General features: G+C 41.5%; 19 protein-coding genes and 1 tRNA gene. 12 read left to right on the top strand and 8 right to left on the bottom strand.

The window, feature by feature from the left end:
• Window position 1: 1 nt before the first annotated feature.
• The 4 genes from FNH22_RS03785 to FNH22_RS03770 all read left to right on the top strand — a co-directional run bounded on the left by FNH22_RS03785 (window position 2) and on the right by FNH22_RS03770 (window position 5,439).
• Entirely contained in the window at window positions 2–1,450 is a 1,449-nt protein-coding gene (locus FNH22_RS03785; protein WP_143397008.1) for a RagB/SusD family nutrient uptake outer membrane protein, read from the top strand.
• A gap of 147 nt (window positions 1,451–1,597) precedes the next feature.
• Entirely contained in the window at window positions 1,598–3,103 is a 1,506-nt protein-coding gene (locus FNH22_RS03780; protein ID WP_143397007.1) for a TlpA disulfide reductase family protein, read from the top strand.
• A 17-nt stretch (window positions 3,104–3,120) separates the two neighbouring features.
• A complete protein-coding gene (locus FNH22_RS03775; protein WP_185154072.1) occupies window positions 3,121–4,677 on the top strand; it encodes a S8 family serine peptidase in 1,557 nt (518 codons plus the stop codon).
• 66 nt (window positions 4,678–4,743) lie between these two features.
• A complete protein-coding gene (locus FNH22_RS03770; RefSeq protein ID WP_185154071.1) occupies window positions 4,744–5,439 on the top strand; it encodes a DUF4397 domain-containing protein in 696 nt (231 codons plus the stop codon).
• A gap of 443 nt (window positions 5,440–5,882) precedes the next feature.
• On the opposite strand, the gene FNH22_RS03765 is transcribed toward FNH22_RS03770, so the two are convergent.
• The 4 genes from FNH22_RS03765 to FNH22_RS03750 form a co-directional block, all read right to left on the bottom strand.
• Complete coding sequence (locus FNH22_RS03765; protein ID WP_143397004.1) at window positions 5,883–6,152, bottom strand: hypothetical protein; 270 nt, start codon at window positions 6,150–6,152, stop codon at window positions 5,883–5,885.
• Window positions 6,153–6,194: 42 nt separating this feature from the next.
• Window positions 6,195–7,295, bottom strand: a complete 1,101-nt coding sequence (locus FNH22_RS03760) for a hypothetical protein (protein ID WP_143397003.1) — start codon at window positions 7,293–7,295, stop codon at window positions 6,195–6,197.
• A gap of 68 nt (window positions 7,296–7,363) precedes the next feature.
• Window positions 7,364–7,615, bottom strand: coding sequence for a DUF6520 family protein (locus FNH22_RS03755; protein WP_143397002.1), 252 nt, complete (start codon window positions 7,613–7,615; stop codon window positions 7,364–7,366).
• A 232-nt stretch (window positions 7,616–7,847) separates the two neighbouring features.
• A complete protein-coding gene (locus FNH22_RS03750) occupies window positions 7,848–8,294 on the bottom strand; it encodes a MauE/DoxX family redox-associated membrane protein (RefSeq protein ID WP_143397001.1) in 447 nt (148 codons plus the stop codon).
• Between the two features lie 903 nt (window positions 8,295–9,197).
• Between FNH22_RS03750 and FNH22_RS03745 the strand changes: the two genes are divergently transcribed.
• The gene (locus tag FNH22_RS03745; protein ID WP_143397000.1) at window positions 9,198–10,337 is read left to right on the top strand and encodes a Gfo/Idh/MocA family protein; all 1,140 of its coding nucleotides are present in this window, start codon (window positions 9,198–9,200) and stop codon (window positions 10,335–10,337) included.
• A gap of 10 nt (window positions 10,338–10,347) precedes the next feature.
• Entirely contained in the window at window positions 10,348–11,415 is a 1,068-nt protein-coding gene (locus FNH22_RS03740; protein ID WP_143396999.1) for a sugar phosphate isomerase/epimerase, read from the top strand.
• Window positions 11,416–12,132: 717 nt separating this feature from the next.
• On the opposite strand, the gene FNH22_RS03735 is transcribed toward FNH22_RS03740, so the two are convergent.
• From FNH22_RS03735 to FNH22_RS03725, 3 genes are read right to left on the bottom strand one after another with little or no spacing between them, the layout of a single operon-like run.
• Window positions 12,133–13,290, bottom strand: a complete 1,158-nt coding sequence (locus FNH22_RS03735; RefSeq protein ID WP_143396998.1) for a type IX secretion system membrane protein PorP/SprF — start codon at window positions 13,288–13,290, stop codon at window positions 12,133–12,135.
• Window positions 13,291–13,295: 5 nt separating this feature from the next.
• Window positions 13,296–14,360 carry a gliding motility-associated C-terminal domain-containing protein gene (locus FNH22_RS03730; RefSeq protein WP_143396997.1) on the bottom strand — a complete coding sequence of 355 codons (1,065 nt, stop codon included), beginning with the start codon at window positions 14,358–14,360 and terminating at the stop codon, window positions 13,296–13,298.
• On the bottom strand, window positions 14,357–17,281 hold the full coding sequence (locus FNH22_RS03725) for a tail fiber domain-containing protein (protein WP_143396996.1): 2,925 nt from the start codon (window positions 17,279–17,281) through the stop codon (window positions 14,357–14,359). The genes FNH22_RS03730 and FNH22_RS03725 overlap by 4 nt, the downstream gene beginning before the upstream one ends.
• 496 nt (window positions 17,282–17,777) lie before the next feature.
• Here FNH22_RS03725 and FNH22_RS03720 point away from each other — a divergent pair, with 496 nt between their 5' ends.
• On the top strand, window positions 17,778–19,598 hold the full coding sequence (locus FNH22_RS03720) for an ATP-binding protein (protein ID WP_143396995.1): 1,821 nt from the start codon (window positions 17,778–17,780) through the stop codon (window positions 19,596–19,598).
• On the opposite strand, the gene FNH22_RS03715 is transcribed toward FNH22_RS03720, so the two are convergent.
• Window positions 19,599–20,897, bottom strand: coding sequence for a DEAD/DEAH box helicase (locus FNH22_RS03715; protein ID WP_143396994.1), 1,299 nt, complete (start codon window positions 20,895–20,897; stop codon window positions 19,599–19,601). It lies immediately after the preceding gene.
• A 65-nt stretch (window positions 20,898–20,962) separates the two neighbouring features.
• Between FNH22_RS03715 and FNH22_RS03710 the strand changes: the two genes are divergently transcribed.
• From FNH22_RS03710 to FNH22_RS03690, 5 genes are all read left to right on the top strand, one after another.
• The gene (locus tag FNH22_RS03710) at window positions 20,963–22,300 is read left to right on the top strand and encodes a dihydroorotase (RefSeq protein WP_143396993.1); all 1,338 of its coding nucleotides are present in this window, start codon (window positions 20,963–20,965) and stop codon (window positions 22,298–22,300) included.
• A 67-nt stretch (window positions 22,301–22,367) separates the two neighbouring features.
• A tRNA-His gene (locus FNH22_RS03705) sits at window positions 22,368–22,444 on the top strand.
• A 754-nt stretch (window positions 22,445–23,198) separates the two neighbouring features.
• Window positions 23,199–24,413, top strand: coding sequence for a hypothetical protein (locus FNH22_RS03700; protein ID WP_143396992.1), 1,215 nt, complete (start codon window positions 23,199–23,201; stop codon window positions 24,411–24,413).
• Window positions 24,414–24,416: 3 nt separating this feature from the next.
• The gene (locus tag FNH22_RS03695; protein ID WP_143396991.1) at window positions 24,417–26,360 is read left to right on the top strand and encodes a hypothetical protein; all 1,944 of its coding nucleotides are present in this window, start codon (window positions 24,417–24,419) and stop codon (window positions 26,358–26,360) included.
• On the top strand, window positions 26,357–26,758 hold the full coding sequence (locus tag FNH22_RS03690) for a hypothetical protein (protein ID WP_143396990.1): 402 nt from the start codon (window positions 26,357–26,359) through the stop codon (window positions 26,756–26,758). Before FNH22_RS03695 ends, FNH22_RS03690 begins: the two co-directional genes overlap by 4 nt.
• Window positions 26,759–26,841: the final 83 nt, after the last annotated feature.

Raw genomic sequence — 26,841 nt, 5'->3', positions numbered from 1 at the left:
TATGACTAACAAGATATATAAAGAGAAGATAGAAATGAGAAGTATTCATTTTATAGTATTCATTTTAATTTGTTGCGTGTTTATTACGTCTTGTGAGGATTTTGTAGACATTGACCCTCCACGCAATCAAGTCATAAGTGAGGAAGTATTTGCAAATGATGAGACTGTTGTTGGTGCCATCAGCGGAGTGTACAGTGAAATGACTTCAAATCGGGATAACTTGTTTAATACCAGTTTAGAAGTATACACGGGAAAGGCTTCGGATGAATTCACTAATCATCACTCGGACATTACTCATGTTCAATTCTATACTAACGATTTGGAGCCGAGTAACGGGATTTTGTTTGGATCGTTTTGGCGAGTTCCATATAATCTGATAGGTAATGTAAATGTAATAATAGAACAATTAAGGATTAATGCTTCTGTCACTCCAAGCGTACGAGATCAGGTATTGGGAGAAGCACTGTTTATCCGTGCTTTTACGCATTTTAACTTGACCAACCTATTTGGCGAAATACCTTATGTTACTTCATCAAGTATTGAAATTACTTCTTCTATAACAAGAAACTCGCAGAGTGATGTATATGAAAGCATTGTACAAGATTTGTTAGAAGCACAATCACTTATGCAAAGTGATTTTTCATTTGTTGACGGTGATGAACGTATCCGTCCTAACCGGGCTGCTGCCACAGCACTATTAGCCAGGACTTATTTATACATGGAAGACTGGGAAAATGCTGAGATACAAGCAACGAACTTAATTGACCAAACCGATACTTATTTCTTGGAAGATGATTTGAATACTGTTTTTTTACCTGAGAGTAACGAAGCCATCTGGCAACTAAAGTCAGTAGCAAGTGCTACACTACAAAGAACACGACAAGGGGAACGTTTCATTATAGGCTTTTTTGCTCCTGGGAACTTTTTCAACGTTACATTAAGTGAGAGCTTGCTAGATGCTTTTGAGTTTGACGATAATCGTCTAACTTCTTGGGTTGGGGTATTTACTCAAGGGTCTAATACATGGAATTATCCTAATAAGTACAAGAATGGAGTATTCACCAATATCAACCCTGCTGAGTACTCGGTTATTTTAAGGCTTGGTGAACAATATTTGATACGTGCAGAAGCTCGTGCCCAACAGAACGATTTGAGTGGTTCATTAGAAGATGTTGATGTGATTCGAAATCGAGCAGGACTTTCCTTGCTTGAGGATACGAATCCTGGGATCTCACAGGCTAATTTGTTGTTGGCGATTGAGCAAGAGAGAAAGATTGAGCTTTTTGCCGAATTTGGTCATAGATGGTTTGATTTGAAAAGAACGGGAAGAGTTGATGTTGTATTGGGAGCGATAAAAGAAAATTGGCAAACAACAGACACATTATTTCCAATCCCTGAACAGGAGATTTTGAATAATCCTAATTTGTTACCTCAGAATCCTGGCTACTAGATAATCACCATATACTAACCTTATTTCAAAGTGTACTTCATAAGTATAGGTGATTGAGCGATTTAACATTGCCAACTGGATTGAAATTACCTATTCTTCATTGAATATCATGATACGTTTTGGATCGCTTAAATAAAACTAATTAAAATGAATCTTAAACAAATAACAATAATTTGCGCTCTGGTCTGTACGTTGTCTGTACATTTAAGCAATGCACAAGGTGATCGCCTAAATATAGGCGACCAGGCTCCACCCCTTCTGGCTTATGAATGGGTAAAAGGGGAGCCTATGGTGGAATTTAAGAAAGGAATGCCCTATGTGATAGAGCTTGGCGCAACATGGTGCAAACCTTGTGCAAAGGCTATTCCAGAATTAACAGCGCTGGCACAGAAGTATAAGGGTAAAGCAGAAGTAATAGGTGTTTTCGTTATGGAACCTAATACTGAACCGTTAAGCGTGAAAAAGCCTAAATATGTTGAGCGGGTAAAACAATATGTTGGTAAGCAAGGGAGTAAGATGGAGTATAATGTAGCTGTGGATGACCCCGAGAAAACTATTGAAAGAACATGGTTAAGGGCTGCAGGCAGTGTTGGTGTACCCAAGACGTTTGTTATTGATAAGGAAGGTTATATTGCATGGATTGGAGAGGGTTATAACCCTGAACTTACGGATCAGTTGTTACAATCCATGGATGATGGATCTTATAAATTGAATACTTTTGTCAAGTATGATAGAGACAAAAAAGCTTCTGAAACTTCTTATGATAGGGCACAGCCATTATTGGTAAATGGCAATGGAGGTGATGAGAATGATTTCGATTACCGCTCATTGATTACAAAATACAAAGGGGATTTTAAAGCACCTACTACGAGCCATATTTCCAGTTATGGTTGGGCTAAAACACCTAATTTGGCCGCTTTACAAGGTACTGTGCAGGTCGTAAGAACTCCAATTGAAAGGCTGTATTACTTGGCCTATGGTGATACATTGAGATATCATCTTTATACTAGGTCTATGGGAACGTTTAAATACCCTGATACTGTTGCCAACCCTCATCTGAAATCCTCCCATGGGAAATATTGGCATAAGTCTTTACTTGAGATTAAGGACAATAAACCATTTCAGTATGACATAAATTTAAAGAAAGCCGATAATTTATGGAATTATAGTTTAAAGGTCCCTAAAGAAAAGGCAACAGCTAAATTTTTGCAAGAAGCCATGCGTCGTGATCTAAAAACGTATTTTGGATACGATGTGACGGTAGAGAAACGTTTGATGCCTTGTTGGTTTTTAAAGGCATCACCTCAAGCAGTACAAAAGTTAAAAACAAAAACTCCCGGCGCCCAGCTTAGATACATTGAATACGAACAGGGAGGAGGTAAAACGCTAAATGGTGAGATTGCTGATTTTATAATACAATTCACGACGACATTTGGTGTGGGATATACCAGAAATCCTATAGAAGCTCCATTTATTGATATGACTGGTATAACTACTGAAATTGACTATGACAGGACTGGAGATGAAGTTCAATCTTTCAAAGAGTTGAATTTTGAGGCGGCCAGAAAATCTTTGGAAAGACATGGGCTTTACCTAGAGAAAGGAGAGAAATGGATGAAAGTAGTTATTATAAGGGATCCAAAGAATATATGAACTTAAACGAATGTACTTTGCTTAATAGTTTTATTCCTAACATGTATTCTAATTTCTATACCCAAGCCCTGTTATTGTCAATAGTATTAATCTGTTGCCAGTGTGCTGCACCCGGTTCGGTTGTATTAAAAGACCACGTCGGTACTAGGCAAAATTCTGATTTTACTTATAAGCGAACTGCACTTGATGAAGAGCAGATGAAATTCTGGTATCAAATGGATCCGTTGCAAGACTCTGTTCCTGGCATTAGTTTAGCAAGGATGCAACGGTTTTTAAGTAATAGGAAAGGCGAAGAATTAATTATCGGAATCATTGACTCTGGTATTGACACAGGAAATTTTATGCTGAAACGTTTTATCTGGACAAATGATCGTGAACGTAAGTCAAATGAAGTGGATGATGATAATAATGGCTATACGGATGACATTTATGGGTGGAACTTTCTTGGAAATGGTACAGTAAGCATAAAAGTAGCTCCTTATGCGTTAACTAGAATGATGGCCAGGCTTGAACAAAAAGCCGAAGGCAAGCTATTACCTAAAGATATGAAAAATGAGAACTATTGGAAACTAAAAACCATTTTTGAAAAGGAACAGGATAAAGCCAGTCAGGCTTATACATCAGCAAAGAATTGGTTCGACCCCGCCAAAGCAAATGATATACAACGATCGTATTTTGAACGAATAGAAAACCAAAATCGGTATCAGTATAATATACATTACGATGCTCATGATGTTATTGGAGATGATGTGAATGATCTATCTGATAGAAATTACGGTAATCCGGATATTTCCCCAGTCGATGACAGCGAAGCGCACGGGACTCAAGTGGCAAGTGCTTTATTGTCTGTAATAGCAAGCGACCAGAAGGGTTTTAATAAATCAGAAAAGATAAAGTTCATGACGCTGAGGGCCGTTCCCGACGGTGACGAGTATGATAAAGACATAGCGTTAGCCATACGCTATGCAGTGGATAATGGAGCGAAAGTGATCAATATGAGTTTTGGAAAGTCTTATTCTGAGCGTCCGGATTGGGTACATGAGGCCATTCGCTATGCGGCGGATAAAGATGTTTTATTGGTGCATGCTGCCGGGAATGATAATGAAAATTTAGATTTGGAGGATTACTTTCCGTCAGATGGCCAAAATGGAATTGAAATAGCAGGTAATATGATTAATGTAGGTGCCATTACGCGTTTTTTCAATGAGTCTTTGGCTTCTCCTTTTTCTAATTATGGCAAAAATGAAGTTGACATTTTTGCTCCTGGTTCAGACATCTTCGTCGCAGGTTTGAATAATAAATATGATTATACACATGGAACCTCGTTAGCAGCACCATTGGTGTCAGGCGTGGCAGGTTTAATCAGGTCTTATTACCCGGAATTGTCGGCCAATCAGGTGAAGCGAATTATTATAGAGTCGAGTCTGCAGGTAAATCATGGAGTGCTGGTACCAGGAGGTAAGGGAGATGAAATAAAGCCCTTCAGCGAGTTATGTGGTTCAGGAGGTATTTTAAACGCCTACAATGCTATGTTACTCGCGGAATCTTATGCAAATAATTTGATTAAAAATTAATCATCGTTCTCATAAACGAGTTGAATGGTTAACAAAGTATGAGTTAAAACTTTAAAAATGGAATCAATGAAAAATCAATATAAAATTATTTTTTTTTGTTTAATATCTGGCTTAATTATAGCCTGTGAAGATGAAAACAATATTCAGTTTCCAGCCTCACTAAAGGTGGTGCATGCGGCGGAAAATGCTCCGGCATTACACGTTAATTATTTTGGACGTGAAATTATATTTAGTGACAACCCAATGTTAAGTTTTGGTGGAAGCATGCGTACTAGTCTTCCATCAGATATTGAACGCACTATTTTTTTTGTTTCTGCAGAAGATACGCTGAATCAGGTGCATCAACAAAGCGTCACATTCCAACCTGGCGATATTCACACACTTTTCTTAACAGGTGACGAGGAAAATATAGAAGGAACATTAGTTAGGGATGAACCACTTGTGTTAATGGATAGCCTGGTAGGCATTCGCTTTGTAAACCTTTCTCCTGATAGCGGCCCTGTTTCAGTGGGTTTAACAGGTCAGACCGAACTGATCAGTTCAGATTTGGCATTCAAGGCGTCTTCTGACTTTAATCAGCTTACAGCTGATAATGCAACAGGTGTATATACCTTTGAATTTAAAGATGCAGACGGTGAAGTCTTGATCAATACTACTATAGACCCTGTGTCAAACGGATTTGTATTTAAGAATACGACTTTTGTTTTGATGGGAAATAGAGCGGATGCGACACTAATAATTCGTAGAATCGATAGTTTTTAGTAGTATAAAGTTTAATATACGTTACTGCAATAGTGAGATGAGCTTTGGAATTTCCTATAGTATTTTTAGATATAAGGTTTCACAATTGCAAAGACATCTCTTCTTTCCATTTTGTTTATTGAATCAAATGACAGGCTGGTTAAATTATTTGTAGTGTACATATAACCACTATCTTGATTTGCTGTAAATAGTATCGAATCTCAGTGAATAATAGAAGAAAATAAAGAAGGCAAGAGCACAATTAGGTTTAGGTTAATGACCCTCAGTCAACACTTTTATGGATTACCTCTCAAACGTGTAGAGGAAGTTTGGTTAGGTCGAGCTCTTTTCCGCCTTACTTTCGTGTGAGGCGGATGCCTTCTTTGTTATAGAAGATATGAATTATAGTACATATCAAATTTATTATTATTATGTAAGTGTCTGGAGACTTTTTAAACATTAGACTAGAAGTCTCTTTTTAAAGGAATTTGGAGCTGCTCGTCCGCGAATGCTTGATATTGCTGACCTTGAAAAGTTACAATACACATCTGAGCTGATGTTGTATTACAAAGAGTTAGGTCTTCAGGAACATCATCATCATTAAGAGGTGTGGCATATCCAAGAAGGAATATAAAAATAATCCAAGGCCAAGGTATTATTGCTTTATAAGCAAACGCAGTGCTAGCAGCAAGAACGAAAGCTGATCCTGCTAAAATATTTTTTAAAGATTTCATGACTGTAATTGTTTGATTAGATAATTGGTTGCCTACTCTATTTTAGGTTTTCGGCTTACTCCTGATCTTATCGCGCAATAGATATTTTTTAGCATGAAGTAAATCGGGTGTTATACTATAGGTAACCAGGTACCGGTCATATATGACCGCAATAAGGTTTCCTGTGACATTAAATTGTTTGACTTTAAATCCATTGTAATCAGGCAGATAGAAGCTAAATGTATATTCACCTTTTTGAGTCAGATCATAAACATCGATTACCGAATTGTTTTGGAAGGTTTCTTCGTCTTCATTTTTTGCCAGTAGTCCGGATTGTACAAAGAGCCACTGACCTGAGGTATAACTTCTTGGGTTAGTGGTTAGAGGTCGTGACAGAGTAGTAAATTGGTTTTCTGATTTTACTTCAGCGGGTCGCAAATTTACACGATTCACCGTATCCAGCGTATTACCACGAAAGATCAAACTCATAGTGGTGTCCATACAGATAAATTCATTTCGGTAGAAGTAGACATAAACGAGTCGGTCTAAATCTCTGTTATAGATCAACTTGCCATCGGTACAGAATATGCCATCAACTTGTTTTTGCAGTAATGTCGATGCTCGCTCTATGTTTAATGGTACTGAGGTAAGTTTAGCAAGTTCTAGTTCTTGAATGCTATCCTTCTTCCATGTTCTAACGGCTAAAGATTGCTTATTGATGGGCACGGCGTCCACCAACATCATTCTTTTTTGTACTGAAGGCTTGATAATGTTATCACTGAAGCTTCCGTAATAATGCTTACTTGAAGAGAAGTCAGAGATATAAAAGTTGGGAGAATCTATGGTCAGGAAGGACACGTTAAATTCAAATTGTTCTTTATTTGCTAGTTGAAGATGATTAATACCACTCAGTGCAAAATTGGAGTAAGTAATTTTGGTAGGATCAGCGTGGTTGGCTAAGTATATGTGATCGTTCGTTGATCCTGATAGGTAAAACTTATTATTTTCAAGAGTAAGGGAGTTAATTTCCTTAACAAACGAAGGGAGTAATGTACGTTCAAACGGATGATGGGTTAGTTTTATTTCATCAAAACTAACGTACAGCAGTGCTACGATGCTTACACTGAAACAAGTTAAAAGAAGTAGGAGGCTATGTTTTTTCATTATCCTGCTAATTGTGAAAATGGGTAGCGCATTTATGCGCTGCCCATTTTAAACTTTCAAACATTAGACTAGAAGTCTCTTTTTAAAGGTTGTGGGAACTGTTCGTTGGTGTATGCCTGAAGTTGCTGACCCGCAAAAGTTACAATACACATCTGGGTCTTTTCTGTATCACAAATAGTTAGGTCTTCAGGAACATCAAGATTTTCTATAACTACGGGTGTACCCCCAACGAATACAATAGCACTTGATACAAAAGCGAAAGCAGTACTGGCAGCAAAAACGAAAGCCAATCCAGCTAAAACATTTTTCAAAGATTTCATAATTTTAATTTGTTTGATTAGATAATTGTTGCCTACTCTATTTCAGGTTTTCAGCTTACCCCTGATCTTATCGCGCAATAAAATGTCTTAATGGGTGATGAAAGAACATTTTGGAGTACTAAAGTAGAGACTGTAGTGTTCCATGAAAGGTTCATTTCCCCTTTTATTGTAGATTCACTTCATGTGGTATTCGTTAGTATTTAATTATAAGAATTATTAAGTAATGGTATACTTATACCATAGAAGGTTTCTTTTCTTTCTTTTGAGAACTTTCTTCATTAGAATAAAGCAAAATACCTATTAAGCCAAGTACAACATATATACTGTTAAAGATCAAATGTTCTATCCAACCCATACTATCCAGTATGCCTCCACACGAACAAGGGATATTTTTACCGAGTTGTAAAATGGCAACTATGTAAGCCGTAAACAGCACCATTAAGGTAAAAGCTGCATAAAGTGCAATTTGCCGGAACCGTGTGATTACCAACGCCACTGCAATGATCAACTCAATGGCAGGCACCGCCCACGCCAGGAAACCAGCGTAATTAGTTAACAACGGCGACTGACCTATTTGAACAACGAATTTTTGGTATTCTAGCAACTTGGCAACAGCTGCATAAGTAAAAAGAAGTATAAAAAGAAAACAGACGATCTCAACAACAATTTGTTTCTTCATAATTTTTGTACGAGCCGGTAGTGCACCAACCCTGGGGGTTTATGTATACTTAAATTCAGAAGACAAGAACAACAGGGCGTTTAGAACGAGACCATATACAGCAGGTGGTTAATCCTACCCGGTCTATCAGAAGTAAGGGAACTTTAATTACGACCCCTTAGGGTTTTGATGTAAGCCCAGGCCATAGGATGCCTGGGGTTTCACATCAATATTGGTTTAGGTTAAATTGGTTTTCGATAGTATAGTACTACGAACGTTATAGTAACAATATTTTTTTCTTTCACCCTACGACACTTTAGCGAAGTAGGATCGTTATGCGGCCCGCCTCATTTGGCGGGCCTAAATCATAACTTTTTAGTTGCCCTGTGTATAGAAGAGACCCAAAAGTGGTAAAACGTTTCGCAGAAATTCCATTAATTTTTGAACAATTTGGTAACTTCTTAATTGTCAGCGAGAAAAATTTTAATTGGCACTTATCGGCTATTTTTGTGTGATTTTAGGGTGAAAAAACGCTTTAACTTTAAAAATGACGTTTTGTCTTTGTGTCGGGTCGCTGGTCGCCGGATGCTGGGTGCTTGTTCCTGGCGACTGGCTTTTTGAAGTTGTAAGCTTAACGGGAATTAACGGGAATTAATACTTGCTTACTTTAATCGATATCCACACTAACCTCAACCGTATCCTATGACTAGCACCCAGCACCCAGCACCAAGAATCCAGCACCAAGAATCCAGCACCAAGAATCCAGCACCCAGAATCTAGCACCCAGAATCTAGCATCCAGAATCTAGCATCCAGAATCTAGCATCCAGAATCCAGCACCCAGAATCCAGCACCCAGAATCTAGCATCCAGAATCTAGCATCCAGAATCCAGTTTCTCCTCAATAATTTTTAAATTCCCATATTATGAAAAAGCATAAAAGAATAAAGCTCGGAATGGTCGGGGGTGGCCATGGGTCGTTCATCGGGATTGCCCATCGGATAGCTGCCTATATGACAGAAGATTATGAACTGACAGGAGGTGCTTTCAGCTCTGATTTTTCCGGGGCGAAAGATTTTGCCCGGGGATTACAGCTGGATGATAAGCGGGTATACGAGGATGTGCCGGCTTTGATACAAGGTGAATCAGCACTGCCTCTGGAAGAGCGTATGGAAGCGGTGGTGATCGTCACGCCTAACTACCTGCACTATGATGCGGCCAAAGCGTTGATAGAGTCCGGTTTTCACGTCATTAGCGATAAACCTATTACCATCAGCCATGCGGAAGCGCTGTACTTGCAGTCGATGGTGAAAAAGCATTCGGTGGTATTCTGTGTTACTCATACCTATACGGGCTACCCTATGGTGCGCCAGATGAAAGCGATGATCGCTTCGGGGGTGATCGGTGAGATCCAAAAGGTAGATGCGCAATACTACCAGGGGTGGATCAACCCGGTGGTCCATTCGGCGGAAACGAGAAAAGGCATCTGGCGCCTGGACCCGGAAAAGGCAGGCATCAGCAGTTGTATGGGAGACATTGGAGTGCATGCGTTCAACATGATCGAGTACACCACCGGCCTGGAAGTGAAGAAGGTGCTGGCGGATCTGCATACGTTATACCCGGATAATCCGCTGGACATAGACGGTACGGTATTGCTTCGCCTGGATAATGATGTGCGGGGCATTGTCCGTGCCAGCCAGGTAGCTACCGGTGAAGAGAATAATCTTACTATTGCGGTGTATGGCCGTAAAGGGGGCTTCCGGTGGGAGCAGGAAAACCCCAATTATCTGTACCACCTCAAAGAAGGGGAGCCTATGCAGGTGTTAAAACCGGCCAACCCTTACAATTCCGGGTTTTCCCAGGAGGCTACAAAAATAGCTCCGGGCCATCCTGAAGGGATCTTTGATGCCATGGGCAATATTTACAAAGGCGCCGCCCGGGCCATCCGGGGGGAGCAGGTAGCCGAAGGTGCCTACCCTGACATACGCGATGGCGTTCGAGGGATGAACTTTATAGAAAAGGCGGTAGAGTCATCGAAAGCCGGGAACCAATGGTTAGAATTTTAACAATAAACCGATGAGCAAAAAACTAACAACGATAAAAGGGCCGGCCATCTTCCTGGCGCAATTCATGGATGACAAAGCCCCTTTTAATGACTTTAAAAGCATTTGTGAATGGGCTGCTGCCCTGGGGTACAAAGGGATCCAGATCCCTACCTGGGACTCCCGGGCCATTGACCTGGAAAAAGCGGCCACCAGCAAGACCTACGCAGATGAGATAAAAGGAATAGCACAAAACGCCGGGTTGGAGATCACGGAGCTGAGTACCCACCTGCAAGGCCAGCTGGTGGCCGTACATCCTGCCTATGATACCATGTTTGATGCTTTTGCTCCGGCTGAGCTCCATAATAATCCCAAAGGCCGCACGGCATGGGCGGTGGAGCAGGTAAAAATGGCGGCCAAAGCCAGTCAGCATATGGGGATCGATGTGCATGCTACTTTTTCAGGTGCCCTGGCCTGGCCATTCTTGTATCCCTGGCCGCAACGCCCTGCGGGACTGGTGGAAGATGCTTTTGCAGAGCTGGCCAAACGATGGTTACCCCTCTTAAATGCCTTTGACGAATGTGGTGTGGACGCCTGCTATGAGATCCACCCCGGGGAAGACCTGCATGACGGCATTACCTTCGAACGTTTCTTTGAAGCTACGGGTAAGCACAGCCGCGTAAAGATGCTGTACGATCCCAGTCATTTTGTACTGCAACAGCTGGACTACCTGGCGTATATAGATCATTACCATGAGTTTATCCGGATGTTTCATGTGAAAGATGCGGAGTTTAATGCTACCGGTAAAAGCGGGGTGTATGGGGGGTACTCCGGCTGGGTAGATCGTCCCGGAAGGTTCCGCTCTCTGGGAGACGGGCAGGTAGATTTTGGCGCTATTTTCAGCAAGCTGTCACAGTACGGGTATGACGGCTGGGCAGTAATGGAGTGGGAATGCTGCATCAAAAGCCCGGAACAAGGCGCCCGGGAAGGCGCTCCTTTTATCCAGCGTCATATCATAGAGGTGACTGAAAAAGCCTTTGATGACTTTGCCGGCAGTGGTTCGGATGCGGAGTTGAATAAGAAAATTTTGGGGATCAAATGACGGCGCATAGGGCCATAGCCGTCAGGTTAAGGTTGCTACTCTCCTGATCTATTCAGACCATCCCTGATTTTGGTTATGACACAAAGTCCACAGAGCTCCACTGAGTTACACAAAGATACTCTATTCACCCTTTGTGCTCCTCTGAGCTTCTTTGAGGGCTTTGTGTAACAGCCAGACTACATCGGTAGTGAACAGAGAAAAACAAGGGGACTGCCTTGCGGAAAAAGAAAAAATAGTCACTGTATCGCCAGCAAATGCCCGATATCATCAAGAGCCGCTTACTTGAAGAACCCATTAATGTAGGCCGCTCATGAAAAATAATTTATGTGTAAAAGTGATCCTTATTGCCTTTGATTAGCATTTTTTCAAAACCAGGAGATGATCTTTTACCTCGAAATCCGGTGATTTAGCGACTTTTTGGAGTTCTAAGTTCGGTTTTCATTTTTTTTGCACGCCCAAAAGAAAACGAAACAAAAGAAAAGGGCGCCACGGCTAAAGTCCGTTTTCCCCGCAAAACGTACAAAACCAGCTCCTTAGGCCTGCCTAAACACCACCCTCAAACGGACCGCACTACCCGTGGACCACCAGCCGCACAGTTTTATATGAATTATCATGAGTGGCCTAATGTATCCTTAACCTGACGGCTATGGGGCATAGGGCTTGGAGCATGGTCATGGTGTGAAGAGCTTTGATGCAAAACCGTTCACGGGGTGGGGGTTATCTCCTTCGTTTGTAAGGGGAGGGTTTCCTGCCTTTCCTTGACCTTTTGTAATTCTTTCGCCTTCTTTTTTGAACGTTGAACTTTTTGCTTCTCACCTTAGAGAGCTTCTTGGTATTGTTATAGCGCTGGTTGGGTGATTTAAGGTTTTTGAGCTTCTTCCTGCGTTTAGCGAGCGCTTTTGGACTTTTAGCGCCTACGCTTCTACCACGTTTAGCGGCAGATGACAATGTTTTTCTTCTGAATGCCAGGCCACTTTTATAGTCTTGTTTGAAACGGTCCTGGTACGTTTTGTCACTGAAATCAAGACGTAACGTTATTTCATTGGTGGCGCCCAGGTCAAAATCACCGTTAGGGATCTCATGGCTGTAACCGATCAGTATCCTTTTGGCGATCTTAATGCCTGCCGTCAGGCTTAAAATGTCTCCTTCTCTCCAGGCGGCGCCACCTAACAGCATGTTACTGTACGTATAATATACTCCTACATCCCAGATCTCACTGGCGTTGCTCAGTTTCCTGAAGTTAAAGGTGGGTTCTAAAATATCCTGCCCCCCGCGGAAAGGGATAAGTCCTGAAACGGTGGCTGAATAAAAGTCAGAGAGTACGGTGCTGCCTTCTTCTTTGATGAAACTTGTAGCCAGCCGGTTAGCGGCTAAGCCTACTTTGAAATATTGGTGTTGGTAGTGCAGGCCAAAACTGAAGTCAATATCATTTTCAGCGCTGAAATTGGTAAAAAACGGGTCCTGGTCTCCACCTTCAAAGTTGATTTCGCCGGGGTCGAATTGTATCCGGTTAAGTTCTGCGGATACACCCAGGGAGAGAGCACTGTTTCTCCCAAAATTCAGATGATAGGCAAACGCCCCTGATGCGTAGATATTTTCAATAAAATTGATCCGTTCCGTAAAGAGATTGACGCCTACGCCATATTTATGATCGCCAAAAGGCGTATGAAAACTGAAATAGTTGTTTCTGGCAAAGTCATTAAAGGTCTTTCGATGGCCCAGCGTCAGCGAACCATGCGTATGACCTGCTACAGCGGGGTTATAGATAAACGAGTTGGTAAGTTTCTGACTGAATAACGGTATATCCTGTGCTTGTGATGGCAAACATGCCAGGCAAAGAAAGAGCAATAAAGCAGCTATGGACCTTTTAAGCATATTATTTACTCTTTTAGAATGGTTACAGGCTGTTTGATCTTTCTGCCGTCTTCCAGCTGTAATACGCAGATGTAATTACCGGATTCAAAGCGTTCGAAAAACGCGGTCAGCCCCGGGTCATCATTTACAAAATCCATGATATTGTTGCCCGTGTTAGCCCCCCAGCGATCCAGGAAGTATACTTTTTTAGTGCCCTCTATCAGCTCCAGATTTTCTATGAAGAGATAATCGTTTTCATTATCTCCGTTAGGGGTAATGAGATTGCGAATAACTACCTGTACAATATTTCTGGCTCCCAGGGTTACGATGGGGCCGGTGGTGATATCCCGGCTTACCACTTGGGTGCCGTCTGAACCGGAGCCTCTTCCCAGGCTGTTTGCCTGCGATAGGTCGTCACTTACTTCTACCACTACACCTTCTACATTTCCTGAAGAAAGCAATTCACTATCTTCAGGCAAAACCGGTAAGGCGATCCGGGCACCGTTGAATGTATTTTCCGCCAGAATTTCCCAATACCAATCGGAAGATACATTATTAATGGATACCGGTAAAACGGCAGTGTTAATGCCAATATCCTGGTTTACCGCCCTTATGCCTACAAGTGCTTCAGTAGCATTTTGAACTTCTGTAAGACTGACAGGAGTATAGGTATCTGCAGTGCCTATGGGAAAAAATTTATCACCGGCACCTTGATGGTATAATGTGCCGGCCACGTAACCCTCCTGTCTCGTAATAACGGCATTTGGGCCAACAATGAATTGTGCATCGGCATCCGGCAAAAAAGTGCCGGACTGTAAAGTCAGGTTATCCGTCACAGTTATCTGCCCGGAAGTAGCATAACTGCCCGTTTGAAGGGTAAGCCCCGGAATACGGATGGCGCTGTTTGTGGTAAATGTACCTCCACCATTTAATACTAACTCACCTTGCAGAGATAGAGTACCTGTATTAACTACTGAAGTGTTGGTGACTACAGTGGTGCCGCTACTACTCACTAATGTGTTACTGTTAGTGAACTGGGACAGACCTGTCACAGAGTAAATGGAAAGTAAAAGGCTTAAGAGGCTTTTCATCGGTTACTGGCGTTTCTGGCCTCAGCCTGAATGATATTGGCCAACTTACTGACCTGGGCCTTCAGGGTTTCAAGCTCGGTTTCCACTTTTGTACTACTTGCTTCTGATTTTGCCAGCGCTGCTTTTAACTGGTTGATCTCATCTTGCTGCCGGGCGATGATTTCCTGTTGCTCCTGGATGGCCTTAATACTTACTACTGACATGTTTGCATAACTCATGGTGTAGTAATCCACTTCTCCATTGCTTTTAACGCCCCCCGTCCCACTTACCAGGGCCGGAAATAACTCCAATACTTCTTGAGCAATAAGGCCAATCTCCTCATTCCCGTCCCCTTTCTTAAATCTGTAATGGACAGGACGTAATTTCATAACCGTTTCAAGAACGTTGTTTAGATCCCTGATGTCTTTTTTAAGTCTTTTATCTGATATGGCAGAGTAATCTCCATTTTGTGCGATTGTAGCTACTAAACTTCCGTTATAGCTAAACTGAAGGTCTTCGAAAGATGCTATGGCGCTATACTCGTGAGATATCTCCCAGGTAGAGGTGCGAGTGGCATTGGATAAGGAAAGGCCCTCGCCTAAAGAGGACTGACCAACACCGCCCAGATGTCTTACATGTAATTTAGATCCGGGAGTAACCGTACCAATACCCACATCACCATCTCCTTGAATAGCGAGCCGGGTTGCACCGTTAGTTCCAAGGTAAAGGGGTTGATTTTCACGGTTTAGTATGGATGCCTGCTGCAAGGAATTCATTACTATGGATAAACCATCCGTTGCCGCAGTCTGTCCATTGGCCGTCAGCTGGATGGCAGATCCTGTAGAAGCATTATTAACATGCAGCGCTACATTGGGCGCTGTCGTACCTATTCCTATATTTCCTCCGTTTGGATTTAACAGAATCTCTTGATGAATAGATTGATCCGTTGAATGATGTGCCTGTAACCAGGCTCCTGAGTAACTATCATCGGCAATCCCTACGTCAAGAACAATCGGAGAGCCTTGTACCGCATGACGTATAACACCGGATGCTGTAGTTCCGGAATTGGCGGGTTCACCATCGGTCACCGCTTCAACTTCTAATATGAGGCCGGGACTGGAAGTTCCTATACCCATTCTAAAGTTGGTATTATCCGTGACAAGCAATGGATTTCCTACGGAGCTATTAATGGTAAATCCGGGGTCTGCATTAGAGAGTTGTATTGTCCCTCCGCCATCATAGGCGTCTTGTAAGTCAGCAGCAAGTCCCAGACTACCAGGGTCTGTCCAAGCCGGTGGGCCGCTCCCGCCATCAGAGGTTAAGATGTCACCAGACGTACCCTCATCACCCCCATAGTAAACGACATCTTCAAAGTTAGACTCACCACCCACATTAAGGGTATAGAGCACATTAAAAGTGCCGCCTATCCCTACTGCCGACCCATTGCTGAATATACTTGAAGAGGTCAGGCCGGTACCATCACCCCTGGGTACTTCATTCGCCGTAGAGAACCCTGCGGAGGAAGCATCAATGGCTTCTCTTACCGCTGCCTCTGATACGAGGTTGGCGTCGGAAGCGGTGGCGGAAGGACGTATACCGCTATTATCCGGGGCCAGACTTGCACTGGTACTAAGTACTACAGGCCTGCCCACCAGGTTATTGGACAGGTCTGTTCCGAAAACCCGGTTGGCGCTTGCCTCGGTGAGCCAGGTTACGGTGGTTCCATTAGTGGTAAGAATGCCTTTGGCAGCCGGTGGGCCAAGCTTAGATACGGCAATATCCGCATTGGCATTAATATCAGCATCTACAATGGTATTGTCTGTGATATCTCCTGCTGTACCGCCACTCACCGCACTTTGTATCGCCAGCCCTTGTAATCCCAGGTTTGTTCTGGCGGTGGATGCATTGGCCAGGTCGCTCAGGTTATTGGCGCTTAGAAGGTCTCCGGTACCACTTAGTGTGGCGGGCTGCCATTGCCCTGCAGAAAATTGTAATACCTGACCGTTAGTGGGAGTAGTTGCCACTACGGCAGTTCCTTGTAACGCCTGGGTGCTTTCCGAATTATCTACTATGCTGTTGCTATTTCCGTCGTAGGTAGCTATGAGCATATCGTCTGTAGCATTGACGTCCCCTGTATTGGAAACGACACCCGTTGTAATGGAAATACCTGTTCCGGCGGTCAGGCTTCCGCTACCTGCAAGGCTGCTCAGGTCGGCCGTTTGGTCGGGCTGTCCGGGTTCTGTTAAGCTAAGCGTGTTGGTGGTACCGTCAAAAGAGATCGTCTGTATTTCATTGGCCGGGTCAGCATCAGCATCATTGACACTGGTCACACTGAGCGGGCTGCCTGAGGTACCGTCACCACTTAATGTAGCGTCTGATACTATTCCTGTGAAAGTGCCGGTAGGTATGGTACGGTATTCCCAGGACGTACCATTATAGGCAAGTACCTGATCGGTAGCAGGGGTGCCTGAAGGCAGGCTTTGTCCGTTTATGCTCACCAGTGTAGCAGATTGTATATTACCGGAAAGATCACCTCCTAGTGTGAAGTCAGTCAGCGCTACCTGGTCCTGCACGCCTCCGTTGATCAATAATTCCAGGTTGTTGCTTACTAACCGCAGGGAATAGGTATCCCCTCCTCCGGAGGCGCCGCCCCCTACTTCTATCCATTGGCTTCCATTCCAATAGTGGACTTTGTTATCGGCATTGTTAAAAACTACCATGCCGGCATCTGCGGGATTAAAGCTGTTGATATTACCAATAGCCGGTAAAAGCAGGCCTTGATTGCCATTAGGAATAAGGTAGAGAACCGCTTCTGATTTTAGTTCTGTCCCTCCAATGGTTACGGTCTGCTGAGCATGGAGAAAACAAGGGATAAGGAAAGTGAGCAATAGTATAATTCTTGCCACCTTTCTTACATAGGCTATATAATTGACTAAGTTCATATCAGAGCTAGTTAGCTGATTAATTGCAATTAAGTCTCAAAAAAAACATAAAATATAACGAATCTACCAAATGTAGGGGTTAAAAACGAATTATTATGCTTCAAATCGCTTCTTAATATTACTTGGAGTGTATCCAATATATAACAAGATAGTAACTAATTCAAATGATCGTTTTACTCAATTTATAATATTGAGTATCAGACTCATATCATAGAATGGCGGTTCCGGTAATTTTTCACAGACCATTTGTTGGTTTATGGAGTGTTTTCAACGATCTGCGTATAGCTCCTGTATTGAAAATGGCCGGATGAACTGGTCGGTGAAATGTATTCGTGTGATCTTTTGAATATCCATGATTTTTGGCGACCTATTATCCGGGCCAAACAATCTGACGCCCTGACCTACCGGTATGTTAACAAAAGGTTAACCTAACTTTAACAAGAGAATAAAATACAGCGCGTTATTATTCTTGTTATTTGGGTTTATATACTGCCCGATGCGATTTAAAATTAATTCCATAAAAAACAGGATATTAACAGCTTTTCTGTCTGTTCTTTTAGGGGTATTTATTTTCGGCCTGGTAAGCCTTTACTATCTCGATCGTATTAATCAGATCAGGAAACTGGACAATATGTTGTCCAAAATTGAATCTCAGTCCCTTCAACTCATCAAGGCAGATAATGACTTTTATGATATTGAGGCGATCAATGAATCCTATTTTCAAAGTAAGGAAAGTAAGCTCTTAAAAAAACGAAACTCCCTTTGGCACCGGATCAATACGAATATCCGGGTGGTTAAATCACATCAGGCCATGAGCACGATGGTGAATGAATTGACCAAGGTAGAAGTGACGCTGGCACTCTATAACGAAAGGTTTCTTGCACTGACGGAAAAGCTTTATCTGCGAGGTTTCAAAGATTATGGGCTGGAAGGGCAAATGCGAAGTTATGCACATAAGCTGGAAAATTTTACGGATGAAATAGAACTGAGTGATATCCTTTCCCTGCGAAGACATGAAAAAGACTTTTTCCTACGGAATGATACGGCTTACATTACTCAGCTGAACGAACGGGCACATGCTATTTATATTGGCCTCCTGGAAAGAGGTGGTAGTGACTCGTCCAAATTATTGATACGTAGATATATGGAGACATTCAATGAGTTGGCATCCATTGAAAAGGAAATAGGCCTAAATAGTAACGAAGGCCTTCGGCATGAGCTAAATACCCTCACCAAGCTGTTAGACAATCACTTTGACGTGCTGTCGGCAAAGTCTGAAGAGTGGTCGGGAAATTTAACACAACGCATCCTGGTACTGTTTTCGCTGGTATTATTAACCACCATCATAGTGATTGGTATATGGGGCAATTTTGTAGCAAAGCGACTTTCAAAACCTGTAAAAAAGCTGGATGCCATCATGCGTACCGCAGCCCAGCATGACCTGAAGGGATTGATTGAGGTACCGCTTCAAAACCCCAGTAGTGAGATGGAAAACCTGTCGCGTTCTTTCATAGCGCTGATGAAGAAGACGAAGCTTCAGATGAAAGAGATCAAGGATAAATCGAAAACACTACGCAAACAGAATGCCGAGTTAAAGAAACTTAATAGTGAACTGGATAGCTTTATCTACAGTACAGCCCATGACCTGAGGTCACCGCTGGCGTCACTGTTAGGGCTGGTACAGCTGGCCGAGCGGGAGGACATGCCCTATGAAAAGGATGAGTACATCGCTTTGATGAAAAATAGTATTCAGAAAATGGATACCTTCATCCGGGATGTGGTGGCCTATTCAAAAAACAAAAAGCTGGATGTGGTTAATGCTCAGTTTAACATAAGGGAATTGATAGAGGGTATATTTGAAGAACACAGGTTCATGCCTAACTCCGAATCTATTGATAAAAAACTGGTGATCCGTGGCGATGAGGTGATCGGAAATGATGAAGGACGTTTAAAGATCATTTTCAATAACTTGATCTCCAATGCCATACGATACGCCGATTTAGCCAAGTCTGCTCCCAATATCACCGTTCAGGTGGAGGTGACCTCTACTATGCTCAATATTGTTTTTTCTGACAATGGTATAGGTATAGAGCAAGGTTATACCGATCAGATCTTTAAAATGTTCTTCAGGGCCACGGAGAATTCACCGGGATCAGGCCTGGGGCTTTTTATTTTAAAGGAAACGGTCAAACGCCTGGGAGGTACCGTAGATGTATCTTCGGAAATTAGAGTGGGTACTTCTTTTTATGTTTCAGTGCCCAATGGGTTGATAGAGCCTTCTAAGACCGGTACGTATCAAACGAAAGTGTTTTCCTGATCAACGACGTTTTCCTTTGTTTTTCTTCATGCTCTTGTTACGTGAATTCACCTTCTTTTTTTCATGAAAAGCCCCTTTAAACTCAGGGTTTTCCTTTCGCTTGAAATGGTCTATCTCTCGTTCAATTTCTATCCGTTCACTTTTTTCAGTGGTGGTCACTTCTACTGATCCGGGTAATGGGATCAATGGAATGGACTCCCGTATGACCTCTTCGATCTTCCGGATATGAAGCATTTCCGCAGGGTTAGCCATAGTAATAGCTACTCCTTCGTTCCGGGCGCGGCCCGTTCTGCCGATACGGTGAACATAGTCTTCATAGATGATGGGCACGTCAAAGTTCACGACATGTGACACCATACTTACGTCAATACCGCGGGCAGAAACATCTGTGCTAACCAATACCCTGAGCTCCCCGTTTTTAAAGGCGTTGATGGCATTTATTCTGCTGTTTTGCCCTTTATTAGAATGGATCACACGTGCAGGCCCCAGGTTTTTTCGCTCAATGAATTTGAAGACATTATCGGCGGTAGTTTTGGTTTTGGTAAAAATGATCACCCGGTTCAGCTCCTGCTTATGCAATAAGTGCTCAACGAAATTGATTTTGGTTTTTAAATTGGGCACCTCATAAAGCTCCTGTGCTATGCTTTCTCCCGTAGTAGCCTGGGGCGCTACCTCTACCACGGTGGGGAACTCCAGGAACTCTTCGGAGAGGCGGACCACTTTTTCAGGCATAGTAGCCGAAAATAATAGATTCTGACGTTTTACCGGGATGATTTCCAACAGTTTTCTTATCTGTGGCATAAATCCCATGTCCATCATTTTATCGGCTTCATCCAGCACCAGTGTATTCAATGATTTTGTGATCAATTCACCTTTCAGATAGAGGTCCATAAACCTGCCCGGAGTGGCTATGATAATGTCTGCTCCCCGGTTTACCTTTTCAATTTGGGTTTTAGGACCTACCCCTCCATACAAGGCTACTATTCTCAGATCGATATATTTGCTAAGGAGGTTAAAATGCTCCTCTATTTGTAATACAAGCTCTCGCGTAGGGGCCATTACCAGTGCCCGGGGAGTATCGCCCTGCTGATATTTTAGTTTCATTAACAGCGGCAGGGTGTAAGCTGCTGTCTTTCCTGTACCTGTTTGCGCTACACCCATGATGTCATGACCGTTTAAAATAAGCGGTATAGCTTTTATCTGAATGGGAGTAGGGGCATCAAATGGAAGATCTTCGATCGCATTAAGTAACTGACGGTTCAGTTTAAAATCTTCAAAACTTGTGATATTGGCTGACATTACGTGCGTATAAGTTTTTTGTGCAGGGTCTATGCCTTTAATTTGTATAACAACCCTGAAACAATATGCAATCCATATTAATTACAAATGGCCGGATTATCAATGAAGGCAAAATTTTTTCCGGCGATATCCTGATCAAAGGTAGCAGAATAGAAAAGATTGACGGCCAAATAGCAGCCGAAGGAGTGGAAAAAGTCATTGATGCCGCTGGAAAAGTGATATTTCCCGGTGTAATTGATGATCAGGTCCATTTCCGCGAACCCGGACTAACGCATAAAGCTACTATTTATACAGAGTCGCGTGCGGCAGTGGCCGGGGGGGTAACTACATTTATGGAAATGCCCAACACCGTTCCCAATGCGCTTACGCAGGAATTACTGGAAGACAAGTACCAGATAGCGGCGAAGGATTCTTTAGCCAACTACTCCTTTTTTATGGGGGCTTCCAATGATAACCTGGAACACGTATTGAAGACCAACCCCAAAAACGTCTGTGGAGTAAAGGTCTTTATGGGTTCATCTACCGGCAATATGCTGGTAGATGCTGAAGCTACGTTAGAAGGACTATTTTCGCGTGTACCGACCATCATCGCAACACACTGTGAAGATGAGGCTACCATCAGAAAAAATACGGAACGCTACAAACAGGAGTTTGGAGAGGAAGTCCCCATTGGCTATCATCCGGTCATCCGAAGTGAAGAGGCATGTTACCGATCCTCTTCCATGGCTGCCCAACTGGCGCAAAAGCATGGCGCCCGCCTGCATATCCTTCACATATCTACTGCAAAAGAACTGGAGCTGTTTCGCAATGACCTGCCGCTCAAAGAAAAGAAAATCACTTCCGAAGCTTGTATCCATCACCTTTGGTTTGATGACAGTGATTATGAAGAAAAAGGCACTTTGATAAAATGGAACCCTGCCGTTAAGAAGGCCACGGATAAGGCGGCCATCTTCCAGGCGGTGCTGGATGGAACCATAGACGTAATAGCCACAGACCACGCTCCTCATACCCTGGAGGAAAAATCCAACACTTATTTTAAGGCCCCTTCGGGCGGACCGTTGGTACAACACAGCCTGGTAGCGATGCTGGACTTTTATCACAACGGGAAAATAAGCCTGGAGCAGATAGCCGAGAAAATGAGCCATAACCCGGCCATCTTATTTGAAATAGAAGACAGAGGATATATTAAAGAAGGGTATTTCGCCGATCTGGCCATTGTAGACCTGGATGCTCCCTGGACGGTGGACAAGGAAAACATTCAGGCCAAATGCGGATGGTCACCTTTTGAAGGGCACAATTTTAAATCCTCCGTTTGTCAAACCATCGTTTCAGGGCATCTGGCTTATGATCAGGGTGCATTTGACGAAGCGCAACCCGGGCAGCGACTTCTTTTTAACAGATAATTATGTAAGGCAAAGTATTTGTTATTTGCAGACTTGTATCTAAATTTGCACACCCTTAGGGGAAATGGTGATTGTAGTTCAGTTGGTTAGAACGCCTGATTGTGGTTCAGGAGGTCGTGGGTTCGAGTCCCATCTTTCACCCCAGGCGGGGCTAATTTGAAAATTTCAGATTAGCCCTTCTTTTTTTCCTCGAAAAAGTCCTTCTAAATGTTTTAAAGCTTGTTTTCGCTTTTATTACAAAAGTTCGAGTCGTGTTTTTCCTTCAATTATCAATGGTGCTGATTTTCAACGACTTACAGTTGCTCTGTTTTTGGTTTTTTTGACCCCTTGACGGGACTCGAACTGGTGTTTATCTTGTCTATAGTAGGTTAAAGGGACTCTTTTTGTTCAAAAATCTTTTTTAGATCCTCTCGAAACTCATTGGTTGAAATGAATCTATGTAATTCATCCATTATCTTTTGCTTCTCTGCATTGAGGACTATTAATCGATTTGAAGCCATGTTGGTGGAGAAGGGTAATACGAATGGTTAGCTGAAAAGATGTACAAGAGTATCTCCCCAATTTCCACTTGGTACACAAATTAAGAGGCAACCTTCTTGCGAAAATCTTAGTGTGGAGAAAATCTTGAAATATTTTGACAGTAACTACAACATCCTAGTGGCATTCCTCTCCAGGTAATTGTCTAACATGGTATTGATTGATGCACATAGCTTTTCTCAAAAGCTCTGAAATGGAAAGTCTAAGCAGGGGTAGGGTAAAAAGCAGGAGAGGCGGATACTGAAATTGATTGAGTTTGTATGTATTAAGTGTATAAAAGTAATAGTAGAGTTGTTAGATGTAACTTGGAAAAAGAGATGACAAACAGGTATATTTAATTAATAAATGATCAATTCTGTTTATGAACACCACTAGACATCTACTTTTCATTTTATATTTTTTTCTTTTAATATCATTTCAGGCACTAAGCCAATCTGAAGGAACAATTTTAGTGATCGCTAATGTCAAGTCGAGGGTTTTAATAGATGGTGATGAAGTAGGGGCTGTGACGCCCAATCAACCAAAGAAATTCTCAATTTCATCTGGCCAACATTACTTACAAGTAATCTCTGTTGATGACAAAAAAGAAAAAAACGAAGTTTTGGAGATTGAATCAGGAAAGCAGCAGGTACTGAAGTATGAGTTTGAAAAAGTAACCAAAAGTTCAAACTCAGCAAGTAGAGTTTTAATAGCTGATTTGGATTTCAACATTCCTGGAATTATAACAGCTACAGCTCAAGAGGATTTTGAATACCCCACCTATTTGTACGCCTTCGAAAAGGGAGACGAGATTGTTCTGAACATTGATATGACCAATGCAAAAGGCACTAATGTGATAGAAATATTTACATTCCCTGATGGAAATGCTGTTTACTCTAATGACTCTTTCAGAGACCTAAATGACGTGAAAGTTAAGGTAAAGGAGAGGTCTATTTATGGGTTCTCTTTTGCTTCCAATCATACTTTTGATAGAGATGCGAGGTTCTTAATCGAGCGGATTCCTGAGTCTAATGAAACAAAGGATTTTAATACTACAGTAAGTTGGCAAGAAACCTATAGAGTTGAAGTAATTCAAAAACCTCAAAAGTTTTACATCAATAGTGGAAGTCATGCCACCTTTAAAGGTGGTAAGTCAAGAGTTGTAATTCCTTTAAGATTTCCTGAGAATACTGTGAAATGGTATTATGAGTTCTCCGCTTCAAGGGACGAAGATCAGATTGATAATGTTACCAATGCGCTTAGTTTGGCATCAGAACTTTCTACTCTCGTAGATCAATCGGGTCTTTTGGGTTTCGGGATTGATCAGCTCACTCAACCTCCAGGCTCAGATTACTGCGATGTATACCTTTTGGATCATGAGAACTCAAGTCCATTCACATCCAAAGTTGAGTATTCCTATTACACCGAGGGAACGAGAGAAAACCTTACTTCCGGTGTTGTTGAAATTGAGTGCTGTATTAACCTTCCTACTTACTTAGGCCTTAAAAATCCAGATAATCTTCATGGCAGACATGTAGTAGTTGAAGTTGCTGCGATTGTGAAAGAGGAAGGTTGGGTGATGCATCATAACGACTGACTCATGAATTATCATTTAATTCAGAAACTAAAAAAAATTCTTTTAGAGGATAAGGTAACATCTGAATTTTTATCACAACTCGCAGGAGAACTTCATGCAGCTAAAAAGCAATCACTTAAGATTGATAGTGCTGAAAGTCTTGCCTTGAAGACTTCATTGAAAGAGAAAGCAACACAGTTAGTTGGAGATGAGCTAAGTTTTATAGATGATCTTACCTACAAATTTTTCCTTTCTGATAATTTCCTTAGCGACTATTTGTCAAAAAATAAATTATCAAATGACGAAGACAGAAAAAAGTTCGAGAAAGCTTACTATGAATGGTATCAGATACTAACACCCTTTCAGAGCCTTGTCTTCTTCATACTAAAGGAAAAACACAAGCAGGATATCTTTCTTTGGATCAACGGTGAAGGAGAAAGAGATTTCTGGTTTATCTACCACCCTTTGGTAGAAATATTACCCATTTTAGAAATCACTATTGAGGAGTTAAAAGGCATCTTACCTGATATCCTTGAGAAGTCAAAAAATGACATGACAAATGGAATGATATTTAATTCTATAGAAGGGTTAGCCCACTACCAACCAGCCATAGGGTTAGAGTTCTTGAACGAAATCATTGAAAAATCGAGTTCACTAAAAATGTTTATAGCTAAAACTTTGAGTGGACTTTCAAAGTCAAAAAGTATACCAGAAGCCTTTGATAAATCTATCGATCTCATTAAGTCTGATGATTTCGAATTACGTAAAAGTGCAATTTTAGGGGCTTCAATAATTCAATATGACATAAAGGTTAATCAAGATCAAATTCAACATTTGACACAGACTTACAATACAATTTATGAAGTAGAAAAAGATGAATTTCAGTCAGTATTGGCTGAGTCTTACGGAAACCTTCTGAACGTGCTCTCTGACTCAAAAGATAAAATTCTCAATTTATCACAGTCAGATGATCCTCAAACTCAATATACCATTGCTGATGTACTTTGGCGAAAGGTTAAGTATTCAGAAGACCCTATCTGGTACACGAAGGTTTTAATGAATTTGAGGAATGTAAAATCAGAACATAATCGAATTATAAAAGATTTGGAATATGCTTTGATCGATGTATTGAAAGAATCTCCACAAACTGTATTAGACTTCTTAGAAAACTGGATTGCTGTTGAGGGTAGAAAATCAGAGGATATTCTGACTTTCACCTACCTCTATCAAGAAATACATAGAACTAACTATGATTATTTTACCTTATCAATTACCGATTGGCTCAATAAAGACGACTATAGGTTTCACACAGCGACGGAGAAAATTCTTTCAGAGTTTCACAGTGGACAAATCACATTGAACCTTGAGTACTTACATAAGCAATCAATTCAAGATCTTAGATTCATTGTTTGCAAAATTTTAGGCTTTGTTCATTCAGTCGATCATTTGAAACCTATGCTCTATTCATTTATAGAGTTAAAAACTAGGGATAAAAATTTCAAAAAATTCTTAGTAAGTGCTTTTAACTATATAGGATTGGATTACCCTTCAATGAAGGATTATCTAATTAGTAAAAAACAGACTGCTCAGAAAAATCAAATTCAATTCATCAACGAAGTAATAAGGAACATTGATAAATACTTCGAAGATTTTACATCTACCATAGGCTTACTTGAGCTGAGACCATCTGAAAAAAGACTAAACCAATATTTTAAAGCTCAAAACAAAGTACAAGCTAAATTTTTTCAAGAATCTCAGGAAAAAGAAAATACATTTTTAAGTATGGTAAAGAATGTTAATCTGAAGTCTGGAGGTGTGTGGTTTTCAAAAGTAAACGGGGAATATTCGAATAAAAGTAAAATGGGCAAATTTCAAGCAAGTGGAGAGTTGCCAAGAAAAGAGTCCATTGATCCAATTGGTCAAGTAAAAATGAGAATCTATTATCGAACATTGAAGAAGAGTCTATGAAATTAGTATTAAAAGACTACATAGAATCACTGAGAGAAGAAGGGGAATTAGATTCTTTATTAACAGATCTTCTTTGGGGCATGGGATTTACTATTCTGACAAAACCCAAAAAGGGACGTCAATATGGAGTTGATATAGCTGCTTTTGGAAAAGACTTCCAAGACAATCACAAAAAGAAAGTATTTTTAATTACTGTAAAGCAAGGAGATTTTGATCGGAATAATTGGGATTCAGGGAAGAATGCTATACGTCCCTCACTCAATGAGATTATAGATGTTTATATCCCAACACAACTTAACAAGAGATATGCTAAGTATAAGATTAAAATTATTGTTGCATGCAATGGAGACTTAGATCAAAAAGAGGGTGTCTCAAAAGTCACCTTCTTTTTATGGTAAAGAAAGTAAAGGCCGATAGCGAGAAGCTGTCGGCCTTTTTGATGACTAAGGGTTAACTTAGTGTTGTGTGTACTACTTCAAAT

The sequence above is a fragment of the Fulvivirga sp. M361 genome (assembly GCF_007097395.1).
GTDB lineage: Bacteria > Bacteroidota > Bacteroidia > Cytophagales > Cyclobacteriaceae > Fulvivirga.
This window is presented reverse-complemented; position numbering and strand designations above follow the sequence as displayed.

Coding starts and splice junctions, on each gene's coding strand:
- FNH22_RS03785 (WP_143397008.1), top strand. CDS start 2: ATGACTAACAAGATATATAAAGAGAAGATAGAAATGAGAAGTATTCAT.
- FNH22_RS03780 (WP_143397007.1), top strand. CDS start 1,598: ATGAATCTTAAACAAATAACAATAATTTGCGCTCTGGTCTGTACGTTG.
- FNH22_RS03770 (WP_185154071.1), top strand. CDS start 4,744: ATGAAAAATCAATATAAAATTATTTTTTTTTGTTTAATATCTGGCTTA.
- FNH22_RS03765 (WP_143397004.1), bottom strand. CDS start 6,152: ATGAAATCTTTAAAAAATATTTTAGCAGGATCAGCTTTCGTTCTTGCT.
- FNH22_RS03760 (WP_143397003.1), bottom strand. CDS start 7,295: ATGAAAAAACATAGCCTCCTACTTCTTTTAACTTGTTTCAGTGTAAGC.
- FNH22_RS03755 (WP_143397002.1), bottom strand. CDS start 7,615: ATGAAATCTTTGAAAAATGTTTTAGCTGGATTGGCTTTCGTTTTTGCT.
- FNH22_RS03750 (WP_143397001.1), bottom strand. CDS start 8,294: ATGAAGAAACAAATTGTTGTTGAGATCGTCTGTTTTCTTTTTATACTT.
- FNH22_RS03745 (WP_143397000.1), top strand. CDS start 9,198: ATGAAAAAGCATAAAAGAATAAAGCTCGGAATGGTCGGGGGTGGCCAT.
- FNH22_RS03740 (WP_143396999.1), top strand. CDS start 10,348: ATGAGCAAAAAACTAACAACGATAAAAGGGCCGGCCATCTTCCTGGCG.
- FNH22_RS03735 (WP_143396998.1), bottom strand. CDS start 13,290: ATGCTTAAAAGGTCCATAGCTGCTTTATTGCTCTTTCTTTGCCTGGCA.
- FNH22_RS03730 (WP_143396997.1), bottom strand. CDS start 14,360: ATGAAAAGCCTCTTAAGCCTTTTACTTTCCATTTACTCTGTGACAGGT.
- FNH22_RS03725 (WP_143396996.1), bottom strand. CDS start 17,281: ATGAACTTAGTCAATTATATAGCCTATGTAAGAAAGGTGGCAAGAATT.
- FNH22_RS03720 (WP_143396995.1), top strand. CDS start 17,778: ATGCGATTTAAAATTAATTCCATAAAAAACAGGATATTAACAGCTTTT.
- FNH22_RS03715 (WP_143396994.1), bottom strand. CDS start 20,897: ATGTCAGCCAATATCACAAGTTTTGAAGATTTTAAACTGAACCGTCAG.
- FNH22_RS03710 (WP_143396993.1), top strand. CDS start 20,963: ATGCAATCCATATTAATTACAAATGGCCGGATTATCAATGAAGGCAAA.
- FNH22_RS03700 (WP_143396992.1), top strand. CDS start 23,199: ATGAACACCACTAGACATCTACTTTTCATTTTATATTTTTTTCTTTTA.
- FNH22_RS03695 (WP_143396991.1), top strand. CDS start 24,417: ATGAATTATCATTTAATTCAGAAACTAAAAAAAATTCTTTTAGAGGAT.
- FNH22_RS03690 (WP_143396990.1), top strand. CDS start 26,357: ATGAAATTAGTATTAAAAGACTACATAGAATCACTGAGAGAAGAAGGG.